The sequence below is a fragment of the Rhodococcus sp. ACPA4 genome (genome assembly GCF_002300185.1).
GTDB lineage: Bacteria > Actinomycetota > Actinomycetes > Mycobacteriales > Mycobacteriaceae > Rhodococcus_F > Rhodococcus_F globerula.
This window is the reverse complement of the sequence record NZ_NSDY01000001.1, coordinates 1174268-1188869: the sequence shown is the minus strand read 5'-3', so window position 1 is coordinate 1188869 and position 14602 is coordinate 1174268. Positions and strand designations below refer to the sequence as shown.

Genomic DNA, 14602 nt, shown 5'->3' with positions numbered 1-14602 from the left:
CAAGGCCAAATCGAGGCCGACCGTCGAAGGCTTGAGCACTAGCGTGGAGGTAGCAACCGAAGCTTCTGTTCAGCGCCGCAGCGCTGCTGCCGAAATCGGAAGACCCGCTGCCACAAGACGGTCGCACACATCCGCTGGCGTCCCCGGAGGATTTCGCCATCCCGCTGCAGTCGCACTGACCGCCTGATGAACCCGCACCCCGTCGAGGTGGAACAAATCCATCACGAACTCGTCCGGATGCTTGGCCTCGACGCCGAATTGGGCGAGTTCGGATTCCGGAAAGTCCCGCAGATTCGCGGTGACAATGACCTGGGCTCCCGCTCGTATCGCTGCGGCAAACACATGCCGATCATTGACATCAGGCAGCGTCAGGGCGGGGATGAGTTTTTCGTAACCAGTGATCAGACAGTCCGGAACCGCGACATTCATCAACTCACGCAACTTGTCCAGTTTCGCGATCGGGATGTCCGGACGGTCCTGCGCCAAGTTCCCGAAAGCTTCGTCGAGAATGCGGTCTGTCCAACGGGCATGAACAAGCCCGGTCTGCGCGAGCCGTATCAACACATCTCGTAGAACATTGGGGTACAACACGTTTGCGTCGTACAACACGGTGAAGGTCACGTCAGTACAGCCCGAGCTCTTCCGTGTGAGCTGCCAACTCGTCGGCGGCACTGCGCGCGGCGCCAAGCTGAGACCGCCGATAGGCAATCAGCGACGATGCGAGGATCCGGCGATGACGCCCGACCAACCGATACTCGATCTGTCGTTCGTCGAGCAGCTTGATCACATGTGGGCGAGAGACATTGAGCATCTCGGCGGCCTGCTGCGTGGTCAACTCGGCATGCGCCGGGACGACCGTGACACCCTGCCCGGCAGCCATATTCGCCAACACATCCCGGATCAACTCGAATGCTGCACGTGGCAAATGTAGCGACTCCGCAGTGCCCGCAACCTTGACATCGAGCGTCTCCCCCACGTCGGGTTCGACACCGCGCAGCACCTGCAACGCCTGACGCGCCTGTTCCTGCTCGATGACACTGGGCTGATCGCCAGCAGACATGGCATTACCTCCTGCGAACACAAAAGAACTTCCAAACGAAATATACGCAACATTCGAATTAAACGCAACGGCAGGTGTCTCCGTGAGTCACACCGAAACCATCGACACCTCGAGGCCCCGGTGGTCGACTGATCTTCCATATCCTCGGCTGACGTCGAGAGCGGCTCTTCTTAAGGGTGACCGGCCCCATTCGTGAGTCGGGACTGGCTCACCACCCTGAACTCCCAGGTGATCCGAAGTTGCTGGGCGTTAAGGAGAAATTACCCGCAGCCAGAACGAAACCCAGAACGAAGTCCAACGAGGTGCCCACAAAGGAGTCGCCAAAGGAGTCGTTGACCGCTTGAGGAGCCGAGGCTCGCGCACCGATCGGCGGGATCATCATCCCTATCGGGAGGGTGCCCGCAGGTAGGTTGAGGACGGCGTTGATGTCGTAGACGGTGTTGTCGGCAGTGTTGGTCACCGAAAACGAGACGCTGCCGAAGTCGGTGACCGGACTATCTGCTGACGCGGTACCAACTGCACTGCCGAGGGTGATCCCGACAGCAAGTGCGCCGGCTCCAAGCAACGAGGTGGTCCGGGACCAACGAGCGGGCGTTTCGAGACCATTCACAGATGTACTCCTTTTCGTGGTGACAGCTTCCGTGCACGCGAGGCGGAGCAGCCACGAGATTGCAACCATTACCGAGGAAGATAACGGACATTCACCTCATAGCGGGGTAGTTCAACACGAAGTGTTCCGCCACTGAATGCGAAGCTGCTGCACGCATCAGGTGGCAATGGGAGCGCCGTGGCGGCTACGACAGGTACGGCACCAGCGGCAGGTTGAAGAACCAGTTGGCCAGACCGACGAAGATCGGCTCGAGCCACGGCCGGACCTGCGGACCCATCCACTAGTACGGGTCCGGTCCACCCGGCGAGGCGGCAGCGAACCCACCGCCGAGGAACAGTGCCAGGACAACCGTGGCGACGACAGTCAGAACCCGCGCTCGTGTCATACCGGGGTATCGCGCGGCAGTCCTCTGTCCGTTACCGGCGCGCCCACCGGGAACTCTGAGGCGGTCGGTTTCGAGTCCTTCTGAACGCAGGTCCAGCGAAGCTGCCGTACATGATCAACGAGAAAGCTGAGAAAGCAAGTAGAGAACTTCCCTAAGCATGCGCGGAGGTGCGCTGCGCGTCGCCGAGTGCGGTCCGCGCGCGGCGGGTGAAATACGTCAGTCGGGCGCGTGCCAGCGAAATTCCGCGCAGCTCCTGTCCTGCCCTGATCGAGAGTCGATCACGATCGAGGAACAGCGGAACCATGACCAGATCCCGGTAGAGCGAGTGCATGCGCGGGTGATCCGCCAACCACAGCGTCCATCGCCACCACAGACGTGCCGACGCAGTTACGCCGACAACGCTTGTGTCGAAGACTGATTCCACGGCTGCCAACTGCACGTTCACGGCCCGGCGAACGTCGCGCGCCATCGGGCGGTTCACCAATGCGTGGCCGATCGACGGATCATGAGCAAGTAGATATCCGACGTCGAAAATACTGTTCAGCGCTAGATCAGCGCGTACCAATGCCCGGTCGGCAAGGCGGGCATGGGAGATAACGTGCAGGGCCACATCGTCAAGCGCGAGTTTCGCGCCGGCCGACGACACGATGTTCTGCACCGCACGCTCTCGGGTGAGCGCGTGTCGGGCAAAGCGCGGCAGAAGGTGTGCGTGGATTTCGACGGAACCATGTCGATCGTCTCGAAGCAGCGCTGGTTCCTGATGGTCGTCGTGATCGATGGAATCTGCGGACACCTCGTCGGAGCGCACCATGCGGTATCCGTGGTCGATGATCGCGTCGTTGGCGGGGACCGCGTGAGCAAGGTCCACGACAAGCAGATCTATGTCGGTCATCCGCCGCGCCGCGGGATTGGGCCAGATGTTGCGTTCGAGTAACGCCGCGCCTTTGAGTGCAACAGTGGGAAACCCCTTGTCTCGCAGCATCTCCTGAAGTTCAGCCCGCTGAGATTCCAGATCGGCGATTCGCAGCGTATTGCGATGATGCACCAGGCTCAGTGTCAATTGTGGGCTGGATACGTCGGCGGTCGATGTTGCCAGGATCGTTGCAAAACTCGGAGACAGAATCGAGGCGAACTCAGCGTCGACAGCGGCAGCGGCGAGTAGCGGTAGCGCCTTGTGCCGCGCGGCAACGTCGATAAGACGCGGCCAGTCGTCATCACTACATGAACGGATGACCTCAGCGCCGTCCTCGGCGTCGAGCATCGCGATCAGATACTGCGTGTCACGCACGACGCCACCAATTCCTCGACGGCCGCGATCCCGGAATCCAGGTGCTGGCGGGTCAAACTGAAGCACGCCGTATTCGACAACAGCGCTGCGATGTTTCGGAGCGTCAGCCGGTGATTGTCTGACCACAGTGCGGATTGTTCGGCCAACGATTGCAAAGCTACGGCGGTGGGCACTGGCTCAACACGCGTCGTGTCGCTCCACCCCTCGAGGATCAACAGCACATCGATCCCCCGCAACCCGGCCACGACGTCAGGTGGCGTGGGCAATGATGTCGGGTCAAGTGCCCACACCGGGGGTTCATACGGCAGATGCAGCAGCTCGCAGCTGCTGATCTCCGGCAATACATCGAACGTGCCCGCCTTGACGTGGACGCGGCGCGGTAGACCGACAGCTTCTTCACCTCGGATGAAGACGCCCTCGTCCGCGTGAAGCTGTGCGCCCCGCAGGGCGAGCGCCAACGAAAGCGTGGTCTTACCTGCCCCCGAGTGCCCGGCAATCGCCACCCGCACCCCGCCACAATCCACCAGAGCAGCGTGCAACCGCGTCCACTGGTCGATGCGAGCCGCGGTCATGACATCGCGGTGCACGGTGCGATAGATACTCTCGGCGGCCTGCAGACCGTCGAGTCCGACCAGGTTTTCACGGGTCGCATCGATTGTGGAGCGGATGGTCGCATCCCATCGCCCTGGCACCGATTCGCTGGGCACAACGTTCGCGTCTACCCGGTGGTTCGCAGACCACGGGCTGGCAACCTTGTGTTCGACGACGCGAACTTCGGGAACCGCGGTGCCCGTGACGTGTGCGTCGACCCATAGGTACTGCGAACGGATGTTCTCCGCACCGCCAGGTGTCACCTAGGACCTCACACCAACAACCGTGACGTGTTCAGCTGTCCGTAAGTTTCAACGACCACGGATTGCGCTTCAGCAGTGGGGATTTCGAGGACTTCGGCGACAGCGTCGACTATGTCGCCGACAGTCCGCCCGTCGCACAGTTCCCAGACCAAGGTCGCAACGGGATTGAGGTGATGTGCTACCTCGCTGGAGCTGTCGTAGAGAACAACTCCGTCAGCGAGATCATTGCTTTCCACGCTGTGTGCGCGCTGCGGCCGGGTGTCTACGAGCAATTCGGTCAAGGGAGCCTCCCGTGGATGTGTTGTGAAATCAGAGTGTGAAGCGTCGTGAGTATTCGGATTCGAGTGCGCCTGAACGGAGCAAGGTCCGGTTGGTGGCGATACCTGGCGACAACGACAGGCAGGTCAGTATGCCCGACGCGGCAGAGTCCACGACAAACTCAGCGAGGGAACGATATCGACCAGCCCACTGCGCAAACTCGGCGGATTGCGATTCAGGATCGGGAATGGCGACAAGTAGCGTCTCGTACGCACGAGAATTCACAAGTACCGCATGCATCCCGCGGTTTTCCGCGCTGACTCGAATCAACGAAGAATCACCAAAAAGGGTTCCGTCGTGTGACTTCGGATCATGGCCGAGATGCACCACGTCCCACTCGAGATTGTCGAGTTCACTGCGTGCTGAGTCGAGTATCGACGACGACACATCGAGCAGATCGAGATTGTCGGCCGCGACGAGAACCGAACCCCATTCTTTCTCTGCTGCCCGTGTGATGGCACGACGCCAGGAGACCGCAAAACCGATGGCCGGGTTCGCGCGGTCCTCGTACGCCGAAATTCTCTCTACCCCAGCTATGTTCGCGAGTCGATTGAACTTCCGCCACGAGTGCGACCAGCTTTCGCGGTCCGTATCGAGATTTACCAGGGCCACTCCCATGGTGACCACAGGGTCATCCCCGGAGGGTGCCCGGCGGCGTGCCAGATCCTGTTTCAGCGTTACAGCGCTCGCCCCCTCAGAGACGAGCCAAACCGGCAAGGAGAACTCATCCTCACCCATGCGGGTGATGCAGTCGGACAGCCGGTCACGCAAACGCTCGTAGGCACTACTGCGCACGATCAACACCGCACCGGACACGTCGTTTTCGGCCCCGTGGATAACTGCACAATCGACGTCTTCGGCGAGATCGATCATGACGTTTCGAAGTTTGTACGGCAGCGCACCGTCGATGGCGTTGTGTTCCGACAGGAAGACCACGGACTTCCAGCCCAACAGAATCGCCTTGTCGATTCCTGCGACAAACGCACCCGCCGGTCGCCACGGATCCTCGGTGTCTTCCGCGGGCACCACTCGGTGCACTGCCACATCGACCGACTCGGCCTCGGCTAGGCACGACCGCCATGGCGCGACGCGGCGATCGTCACTCAGGACGAGCAGACCACCGAAGATCAACTCGGGCTTCTGCACGCTCCGCTCGGCGCGCTCACGAATGCTCGGGTACGAGTTACCCAGATGTTTGGAGAACTGACGGTGTACCGACTCGACATCCCAACCGATCTCCTGCCAACCGAGGAGGTAATTGTGAATCCGGTCGTCCCAGTTGATGCGATACGGCACCCCGGCCGGGCGTTCGAATCGGTGCAACCAGCCGAATGACGGCAAGCACACCACTTTCCCGCCGTTGATCCGGAATTTTTCGTGAATATAGCCCTCTTCACCACCGAACCCGGTGAAGTGCGAGTTCAGTCCGGGCCACGCCTCACGTCGACACGCAAACGACCCCAAACCTTGCATGGGGATCTCGAATGGAACGTCGGGGTTTTCCTTCGCCCGCGGATCGACACCCCAGGCGCCGAACATCCCTCGCCGCCAGACCGGCTCCATGTGTGTGGCCGCGATGTGTGACGAGTCCTGCGACAGCATCGGGCCCTGGATCAGATCATCTGTTTCCGGATGCGCGTCGAAGTAGTCCAGCAGCGACTCCAATGACCCAGGAGACAGGATCACGTGGGAATCGAGCACCAAGACGTACTTTCCAGTTGCCTTGCGGAACAGCACATCCCGGACGGCAGTCGAACGCACCTCCGTGAACGGTATATAACGGAACCGGTCCACGTACTTCGCGAAGGATTCGAGCATCGGTGCCGGCAACCCCTCGGGGAAATTGTCCAACAACACGAACTCGACTCGATCGAGGACTTCACGATGGTGAGTCAATATCGAGTGGATCGTGAAATACGCGCCGTCGAAATCGTCGTACGTCGCAATGGCAATCGTCAGATCCACTGGTTTCCCGTGAGGCGGTGTCTCCTTCACCTTCGCGGTGCCCGCGCTCTGAAGTTTTTTCAGAGCGCGGTGCAGCGCGGCATCGAACTCACTCATCGTGTGGGTAGCCCCTCGTAATCGACAAGGATCAGGTCGGCTCGGTGGGATTTGTGGGTACTGTCGGGATTGTAGGTTCGGTCGGGTCAGTCGGAGCTGTTGGCTCGGTGGGGTTGGTGGGTCCCGCCGGGATGGTGGGTTCCGTCGGCACCGTGGTGGTTGTTGTGCCGCCCGAACCCGAGGAACTCCCCGACGATCCCGAGCTACCCGAACTGGATCCCGATGAGCCGGAAGATCCGGAACTACCTGACGAACCTGATGACCCCGAAGAACCAGAGCTACCCGAAGATCCGGAAGACCCGGAACTGCCGGGCTGACCGGATCCGCTGTCGCCCTGACCCGGCTGGCTGCCTTGACCGCCTTGGCCGTTCTGTCCTTGCTGACCACGATTCGGCAGACCCGACAAGTTCGGTGTGTCTCCCGATGCAAATGCCGGTGCGGCACCACCCAGGCTGATGGACGTCACTACCGGAACTGTGACCGCAGAAGCTGCAAGCACAGTTTTCACAAATTTCCGTCGATCTACCGGAACAGTCTGAAAAGCATCGCCACCCACGGGTGTCCTCCCGAATCCATTCATTCACGCTCAATCGACCTGTTTGCGACAAAGCTAGCATCCATCTAGCGAACAAACCGACCCAAAACGCTGATTTTGGTCGAATTCAGCAATCTTTTCTAATCCCTATGCGGGTTTCGTTCGATTACCGAACCAATCCTCATTTCTCCCTATGTCGTAATTGTCCGATTCTGTAAATGGGGATTCCCTGGACGCCGATTGGACGTTCGGGCAGATTCTCATGATCGCGAATCACCCTTGTAGATACTCTGTTTCAGGCAGGATGCCGTTCCAACGGTGGACCAAGAGGGGCGTCACCTCGGCCGAACAGTCGAAGCGCTTACCGCGTCGCGACAAGAATCATGCGTTCGGTACACCGGACCGCCACGGCACATCTGTGAGGACTGCACACTTTCGGCAACGCCGACGGCAAACCATCAGCGATAACTGACCGACCAATACGATAGCTGGCCCGTCGCGATCCGCGCTTCCAATCGGACCGTAGGCGGAACCCGTAATTCACAGTGCGCTCCGGCGCGCCACGACGGGGTTATGCCGACGAATCCACGGCACATCAGTACCGTGATGTGAGCGAGCCAACTTTTGGCATTAAAAGGAGAGGGTCAACACATGGACTTGGCAGCAATTGGTGTGGGCGTCGGGTACGCGTCTGTCGCGTTGTCGATCTTGGTTTTCGTAGGCGGTTGTATCGCCCTGTTCATCCTGTCGATTCGGCAGTAAACCGGCGCTCTCGCGCTCGGCGCGATCATCCAGCCGTTCCTACTTGTCCGATGCGGCAAGTAGGACGCTGGGGACACTTCACTTGATCGATTCCGGAAGAGTCGGACATCTTGCGGACTCGCAGAGAACCTCAGCGTAGGTGGGACTACCGTAGAACCGTCGTCTACAACTCGAGGAGCACGGAATGAGCATCCAGTCGGTTGAATCGCACCGCCACCGCGTCGTGGTGATCGGTTCCGGCTTCGGTGGATTGTTCGGCACACAGGCTCTCAAAAAAGCCGATGCCGAAATCACGATGATTGCGCGCACCACCCATCATCTTTTCCAACCCCTTCTCTACCAGGTAGCCACGGGAATTCTGTCCGTCGGCGATATCGCGCCGGCAACCCGATTAGTACTCCGCAAGCAGAAAAATGCGCAGGTACTGCTCGGTGAGGTCGAGACGATCGACTTGGAGAAGAAGACCGTAACTTCACGGCTGTTGGAACGGGTTACCGTGACGCCGTTCGACAGTTTGATCGTCGCTGCGGGCGCCGGACAGTCGTACTTCGGAAACGATCACTTTGCCGAATTCGCGCCAGGTATGAAAACAATCGATGACGCGCTCGAGTTGCGCGGTCGCATTCTCGGCGCGTTCGAGCAGGCAGAACTGTCGGACGATCCCGCCGAGCGCGCACGCCTGCTCACGTTTGTTGTTGTCGGCGCAGGCCCGACGGGTGTTGAGCTCGCGGGTCAGATCGCGGAATTGTCGCGTCGCACCCTCGATGGCGCATTCCGGAAGATCGATCCCCGTGAGGCTCGGGTAGTTCTCCTTGACGGTGCGCCCGCTGTGCTTCCGGTCTACGGCGGCAAGCTGAGCCGCAAGGCCGCAGAAACGCTCGAGGGCCTCGGAGTCGAGATTCAGTTGGATGCCATGGTCACTGACGTCGACAACGACGGACTGATCATCAAGGAGAAGGACGGCACACTGCGCCGCATCGAGTCGCAGTGCAAAGTGTGGTCGGCCGGTGTTCAGGCGAGCCCTCTCGGCAAGCAGCTGGCAGAGCAGAGCGGCGGCGAGACAGACCGCGCCGGTCGGGTCATGGTCAACCCGGATCTGTCGCTGCCGGGTCATCCCAACGTGTTTGTTGTCGGCGACATGATGTCGCTGGACAAATTGCCGGGCTTGGCACAGGTTGCGATGCAGGGCGGCAAGTACGCTGCCAAGCAGATCAAAGCCGAGATCGACGGACAGGCACCCACTACTCGCGTTCCGTTCAAGTACTTCGACAAGGGAAGTATGGCCACCATTTCGCGATTCAGCGCGGTGGCAAAGGTGGGCAAGCTCGAAATCAGCGGTTTCATCGGCTGGGTGGCGTGGTTGGCCATCCACCTGTTGTATCTGGTCGGTTTCCGCTCACGTGTGTCCACGATCCTGTCGTGGACGGTGACGTTCTTCGGCCGTGGCCGTGCTCAGATGGCGTCGACCGAGCAACAGGTGTTCGCGCGAAATGCCATGGGCGAGTTGGAGAAACACAACAAATCCAAGGCTGCGGTCGAGAGCGGAAAAGGCAAACCGGAACAGGCTGCCGGCTGAGCCTCTCGATTGACACGGAAAACGGCGGTGGAATCTGATTCCACCGCCGTTTTGTTGTCCTCGGACCTCGCCGTCGTCAGTTGCCGATCGCTGAGGTGTCCGTGATGTTCGCAAGGCGTACCTGCCCCTTGGACACCAGTCGACCTTGCTCATCGGTGATGCGCACCTCCCACAACTGGGATGTACGACCGCGATGAATCGGGTTGGCCTCCGCGGTCAGCGTCCCTTCGCGTGTCGCGCGCAGGAAATCGGTGTTGTTGTTGACGCCGACAACGTGTCCGCGCTCCCCCAGCCACACCGTGCCGCCGATGCTGGCCAATGATTCCACTACGGAGCAGTACACGCCGCCGTGCTGGATACCGGCCGGCTGGTGAAGCGTCGGCTTGACCGTCCACTGAGCGCGAACTCGATCTGGTGTCACGTCGGTGTATTCCAGCCCGATGGTGGCGTCGAAACCGGTTCCCAGCAAGCTCTTCATGTCTGCGATGTCAGCTGTGTCGGACATGCCTTCTCCATCTGTGTTTCCCGTGGCGCCGGTGCGGCGGCCGCTGACTACTTGCCTACACCAGCCGTAACTCGAGCGACGATTCAGGTCCGTAAAGACGAACAGGCGGGTTCCGCATCATGACGATGCGGAACCCGCCATGGGAAGGACCGGGAGTCTCTGCAGCCCTCAGGACTCCGGCGCGGTCCGGCAGTTTCTTGAACTCGGCGGGTTGTTCTCCCCGCTTTGCATTGCTCAATCATAGGCAAGGTTTACCTAATTAAGCAAGCGTTTCGTCAAATTGATTCCAACGGGGGCGCGCTGCGATCTTCCGACGAGACCGCACCGGCACTCCGGCGCCGACAAATGCGTCGAGCAGTCCCTGACCTCGGCGCTGCGCTGCCGTTTCGCCGCCACCCGCGAGAATCGGGACGTACGCAGTTGCTCCCAGGATGGCTTCGCCGACCAAACCCCAGAATCGATAGGGATCTATCGGCGCGCAACGAGACACAGCGGCGAGCACTGCATGCAGGGCTCCAAGGCACCTGTGCGCGGTCCAGACGAAAAGCGCTTCCTCACAGGGCATGCCGACAACGCCATCCCGGCCGTACTCGGTACCGCCCGGCGCCACGCGCAGCGTTTCGTCAACCACGCCTGCCCAGTCGATACCACTGTCGCTGTCCATATGTATCCAGAGGTTCTCGAGACCGGGATCCCACGCCGAGCCCTCCGCCACGATGGAAGCGGTTACCCTGCCGACAACGGCGTGGATCAAGGACGTCGCAACCTGGATTGCCGCGGCCTCCGGATTGTCGAGATCCTGGAGAGATCGCAAATACAGCTGTTCGACTCGTTCACTGTGCAGACCGGTACTCAGTTTCCACCATCGGCGTTTGCCCTCACCAGCCATGGCAGCAACTGCATACACGCGCGGGTAATCGGGGTTGAGCCCCCGTAAGCGTGTGCAGGTGCGGCTGAATGCGTCAGTCCGGAAATCCAAGTCACGAATCTGCACATGCTCGGTGGTGAGGGTCATGGTCACCATGCACTCCAATCGGCCGTAGGGGTCTTACACACTCAACATAGGTTAGCCTCACCATAATTCAAGAGTAAAGATCTGTGAGCCTCGGCACGCATATTCGGTCCGGAAACCAACCCGCGCGAGGTTCCCGGGGATAGGGTTCCGTAACCTAAGATCTGAAATCCCTGCGAGCCAAGACCAGGAGTTCGATCCACCAGTGACCATGACCGACACGCCCGGGAGCGAACATCCGCGCGGGCCCAGCGAGAACTACGGACGACGTGTCGTACCCCGAGGACCGGCGCCCGTCCGATTGCGCATCCTTGCCGGACTGTTCGACGTCGCAATCATCGCGCTCCCTCTCGTGATCGGCTGGTACATAGTCCAGTCCTTGCAGGACGACAACGGCGGCGGTGAAGCTGATCGCGCAGTGTTCGGCGGGACAGCAATCGCCATCGCTATCGGGCTTCTCATCTGGAACTTCGGATTCCGTGAGGGCACGAATGGACGAACGTCCGGAAAAGGTTGGGTCGGCCTGATCACCCGGGATGCACAGACCAAGCAGCCCATTGGCGTCAGACGCGCACTCTTGCGCCCGATCAACCGATCCGGAATCGACGTTGTCCGCGAAAGCACCGCTCGCGACGAGGGGTTCGCCGAACTCGAGCGCGACAACTCGGTATCAGCCACCCGCAGGCGTCGTCTCATCGGTCTTGCAGTTCTGACCGTCCTTCTGGTGCTGGTCATGCTTGCCAGCATCGCGGTCGGAGCGCGTCCGCTCACTTTTGCCGAGATCTTCCATGCAATCTTCAACTCCGACGGGTCGCAGACCGACATCATCGTGCGAACTCTGCGCGCGCCGCGAACAATCCTGGGCTTGGTTGTCGGCATCGCGCTGGGAATCGTCGGTGCACTCATTCAGGGGCACACCCGAAATCCCCTTGCCGACGCCGGCCTCCTCGGCCTCAATGCCGGCGCTGCGTTCTTGGTTGTCATGTCGATCTACCTGTTCGGGTTCACCGCACCGAGTCAGTACATGTGGTTTGCATTCGCTGGTTCGTTCATCGCGAGTGTTGTCGTATTCGGCTTGTCATCCATCGGCAACGGAGGTTCCAGTCCGCTCAGCCTGGCTCTCGCCGGGGCCGCTGTCGCGTTCTTCCTCCAGGCCATGACCAATGCGGTGATCATCCTCGACCAGGCAAGCCTCGACGCGTACCGATTCTGGGTGGTCGGCTCGGTGTCCGGACGCGGATTCGACGTGTTATGGCAGGTGCTTCCCTTCCTGGTCGTCGGTCTCGTCATTGCTCTCGCGAGCACGCCAGGACTCAACGTCCTCAGTCTCGGCGACGACGTAGCCAAAGCGCTCGGAACCAACATCGTCTTCAGTCGCACTCTCGGCATTGTCGCGATCACCTTGCTGACCGGCGCCGCCACCGCTGCCTGCGGACCTATCGCCTTCATCGGCCTCGTCGTGCCACACGTTGCCCGGGCCATCACCGGCCCTGATTACCGCTGGCTCGTCCCGTACGCGGGTCTGCTCGGCGCGATCATGTTGATCACCGCCGACATCATCGGACGCGTTGTCGTCCGTCCGGGTGAACTTCAGGTCGGAATCATTCTGGCGATCTTCGGTGCGCCGTTCTTCATCGCTCTCGTACGGCGCAGGAAGTTGGCAAGTCTGTGACCATCACACAAGGCAAGGTTCTCCGGGGTGAACCTGGTGCGCTCCCCCGAACTGTTCCCTCCCGCAAAGCGATTCGTGTCGGTTCGTTCTCGCTGGTGTATCGCCCGCTGGCGGTGTCGGTGTGCGTTGCACTGACTGCCGCACTGTTCGTGCTGATCTGCCTGAGCGTCGGACGCGGCGACTACCCGATCTCCATCCCTGACGTGATTTCAGTTCTGTTCGGTGGCGGCACAAAAACCCAGAACCTCATCGTCTTCGATCTCCGCTTGCCCCGGTCGCTGACAGCTCTGTTCATCGGTATGGCACTCGGCATCGCGGGCGCGATCACGCAGACCATCGCCCGCAATTCACTCGCGAGTCCGGACATCCTGGGTATCACCGCCGGTTCCAGCGCGGCCGCTGTCGCACTGATCGTTCTCGGTGGTGGCGGATCGTTTGTGGGTCTGCTTGCGACACTCGGCATTCCGCTGGCAGCGCTGGCGGGCGGGCTACTGACCGCCGTGGTCATCTACACGCTGGCGTGGCGCAAAGGCGTCGAAGGATTCCGTCTGATCCTGATCGGCATCGGCGTTAACGCGATGTTAGTGGCAACTACCGGGTGGCTCCTGATTTCAGCCGATATCAACGATGCGTCCCGGGCGCAGGTATGGCTGAACGGCTCGCTGAACGGAGCGACCTGGAACCAGATGTGGCCGGTTGCCGTCGCGGTGGTAGTTGTCGGTGGATACGCCGTGATCGCGTCGTTCACCATGGGCGCACTGCGATTGGGCGAGGACAACGCGACGTCACTGGGCGTGCGCCTTCAGTCGTCACAGGCCAAGCTCCTGCTCTCGTCCGTCGCATTGGCTGCGATCGCCACCGCCGCTGCCGGGCCTGTCGGCTTTGTCGCCCTGGCTGCTCCGCAGGTAGCGATGCGCTTGGTGCGATCTGCCGGCCCCCCGATCGTCGCGTCCGCGCTCACCGGCGCTGTGCTTGTTGTCGGCAGTGACGTGATCGCCCGCACGGTTCTTCCCGTCGAATTGCCGGTCGGCATCGTGACATCAGCGCTCGGCGGACCGTTCCTGCTCTACCTCTTGGTTCGTAACAATCGGAAGGTCACAGCATGACCACGTTGTCCCAGTCCGTCGACGCCCCCGCACGTCTCGTCGCAAAGGATCTCACCCTGGGTTACGGGGATCGCATCATCGTCGACGGTCTTGATCTCGAAATCCCGACCGGCGTGATCACGACGGTCATCGGACCGAACGGCTGCGGTAAGTCGACGCTCTTGCGCGCTCTGGGACGACTACTCAAGCCCAAGAGTGGGTCGGTTGTGTTGGACGGCAAGGCAATCAGCTCGATGAAGACCAAGGACGTCGCACGAGTCCTTGGCATGTTGCCGCAAACTCCAGTCGCTCCCGAAGGGTTGACCGTCGCCGATCTGGTTGCGCGTGGCCGCCATCCCCACCAGTCGTGGATCCGTCAATGGTCGGCAGACGACGAAGGCGAAGTAGCTCAGGCGCTCGAGTTGACCGGGGTATCAGATCTTGCAGATCGTCCGGTCGATCAGCTGTCCGGCGGTCAGCGGCAGCGGGCGTGGATCTCGATGGCGCTGGCACAGGGCACAGATATCCTTCTGCTCGACGAGCCAACGACCTACCTGGATCTTGCGCACTCCATGGAGGTTCTCGACCTCGTTGATCAATTGCACGAGGAGATGGGCCGCACTGTGGTCATGATCCTGCACGATCTCAATCTTGCGGTGCGCTACAGCGACCATTTGATCGTGATGCGGGACGGCGCCATCGTCGCCTCGGGAGTTCCGAAAGACATCATCTCTGCGGAACTGCTCCTCGAGGTGTTCGGTCTCGAAGCCGCTGTCATCGACGACCCGGTCTCGGATCGCCCGCTGATCGTGCCCATCGGAACTCGACATGTTTTCGGTACCGTCGGCGGGCCGGCCGCACAGACTTCCTGACGGCATT

14 protein-coding genes are annotated in these 14602 nt (G+C 60.7%); 5 read left to right on the top strand and 9 right to left on the bottom strand.

The annotated features are described in order from the left end of the window. Positions 1-69: 69 nt before the first annotated feature. From CJ178_RS05500 to CJ178_RS05470, 7 genes are all read right to left on the bottom strand, one after another. On the bottom strand, positions 70-621 hold the full coding sequence (locus CJ178_RS05500; protein WP_095886305.1) for a PIN domain-containing protein: 552 nt from the start codon (positions 619-621) through the stop codon (positions 70-72). A 1-nt stretch (position 622) separates the two neighbouring features. After that, complete coding sequence (locus CJ178_RS05495; protein ID WP_095887845.1) at positions 623-1060, bottom strand: helix-turn-helix domain-containing protein; 438 nt, start codon at positions 1058-1060, stop codon at positions 623-625. Positions 1061-1268: 208 nt separating this feature from the next. After that, entirely contained in the window at positions 1269-1670 is a 402-nt protein-coding gene (locus CJ178_RS05490) for a hypothetical protein (protein ID WP_045067747.1), read from the bottom strand. Between the two features lie 536 nt (positions 1671-2206). After that, a complete protein-coding gene (locus tag CJ178_RS05485; protein ID WP_095886304.1) occupies positions 2207-3343 on the bottom strand; it encodes a nucleotidyltransferase family protein in 1137 nt (378 codons plus the stop codon). Then, a complete protein-coding gene (locus CJ178_RS05480; RefSeq protein WP_257013009.1) occupies positions 3322-4197 on the bottom strand; it encodes a hypothetical protein in 876 nt (291 codons plus the stop codon). Before CJ178_RS05480 ends, CJ178_RS05485 begins: the two co-directional genes overlap by 22 nt. Before the next feature lie 8 nt (positions 4198-4205). Then, the gene (locus CJ178_RS05475; protein WP_033232043.1) at positions 4206-4478 is read right to left on the bottom strand and encodes a PqqD family protein; all 273 of its coding nucleotides are present in this window, start codon (positions 4476-4478) and stop codon (positions 4206-4208) included. 28 nt (positions 4479-4506) lie between these two features. After that, positions 4507-6576 (bottom strand): glycosyltransferase family 2 protein, encoded by a 2070-nt coding sequence (locus CJ178_RS05470; RefSeq protein ID WP_095886303.1) that lies wholly within the window; start codon positions 6574-6576, stop codon positions 4507-4509. 44 nt (positions 6577-6620) lie between these two features. Here CJ178_RS05470 and CJ178_RS05465 point away from each other — a divergent pair, with 44 nt between their 5' ends. Both CJ178_RS05465 and CJ178_RS05460 read left to right on the top strand, forming a co-directional pair. Further along, on the top strand, positions 6621-6893 hold the full coding sequence (locus CJ178_RS05465) for a hypothetical protein (RefSeq protein ID WP_033232045.1): 273 nt from the start codon (positions 6621-6623) through the stop codon (positions 6891-6893). A gap of 1164 nt (positions 6894-8057) precedes the next feature. Then, positions 8058-9449, top strand: coding sequence for an NAD(P)/FAD-dependent oxidoreductase (locus CJ178_RS05460; RefSeq protein ID WP_045067742.1), 1392 nt, complete (start codon positions 8058-8060; stop codon positions 9447-9449). Between the two features lie 76 nt (positions 9450-9525). Here CJ178_RS05460 and CJ178_RS05455 read toward each other — a convergent pair whose 3' ends face one another. Then, positions 9526-9954 carry a PaaI family thioesterase gene (locus CJ178_RS05455; protein ID WP_033232047.1) on the bottom strand — a complete coding sequence of 143 codons (429 nt, stop codon included), beginning with the start codon at positions 9952-9954 and terminating at the stop codon, positions 9526-9528. A 259-nt stretch (positions 9955-10213) separates the two neighbouring features. Next, positions 10214-10969: a hypothetical protein gene (locus CJ178_RS05450; protein ID WP_242484429.1), complete on the bottom strand. Its 756-nt coding sequence runs from the start codon at positions 10967-10969 to the stop codon at positions 10214-10216. Between the two features lie 208 nt (positions 10970-11177). Here CJ178_RS05450 and CJ178_RS05445 point away from each other — a divergent pair, with 208 nt between their 5' ends. The 3 genes from CJ178_RS05445 to CJ178_RS05435 are packed head-to-tail and all read left to right on the top strand — an operon-like array spanning position 11178 to position 14595. After that, complete coding sequence (locus CJ178_RS05445) at positions 11178-12638, top strand: iron chelate uptake ABC transporter family permease subunit (protein WP_072782575.1); 1461 nt, start codon at positions 11178-11180, stop codon at positions 12636-12638. A gap of 2 nt (positions 12639-12640) precedes the next feature. Next, on the top strand, positions 12641-13744 hold the full coding sequence (locus CJ178_RS05440; RefSeq protein ID WP_045068076.1) for a FecCD family ABC transporter permease: 1104 nt from the start codon (positions 12641-12643) through the stop codon (positions 13742-13744). Beyond that, positions 13741-14595, top strand: a complete 855-nt coding sequence (locus CJ178_RS05435) for an ABC transporter ATP-binding protein (protein ID WP_033232048.1) — start codon at positions 13741-13743, stop codon at positions 14593-14595. The genes CJ178_RS05440 and CJ178_RS05435 overlap by 4 nt, the downstream gene beginning before the upstream one ends. Positions 14596-14602: the final 7 nt, after the last annotated feature.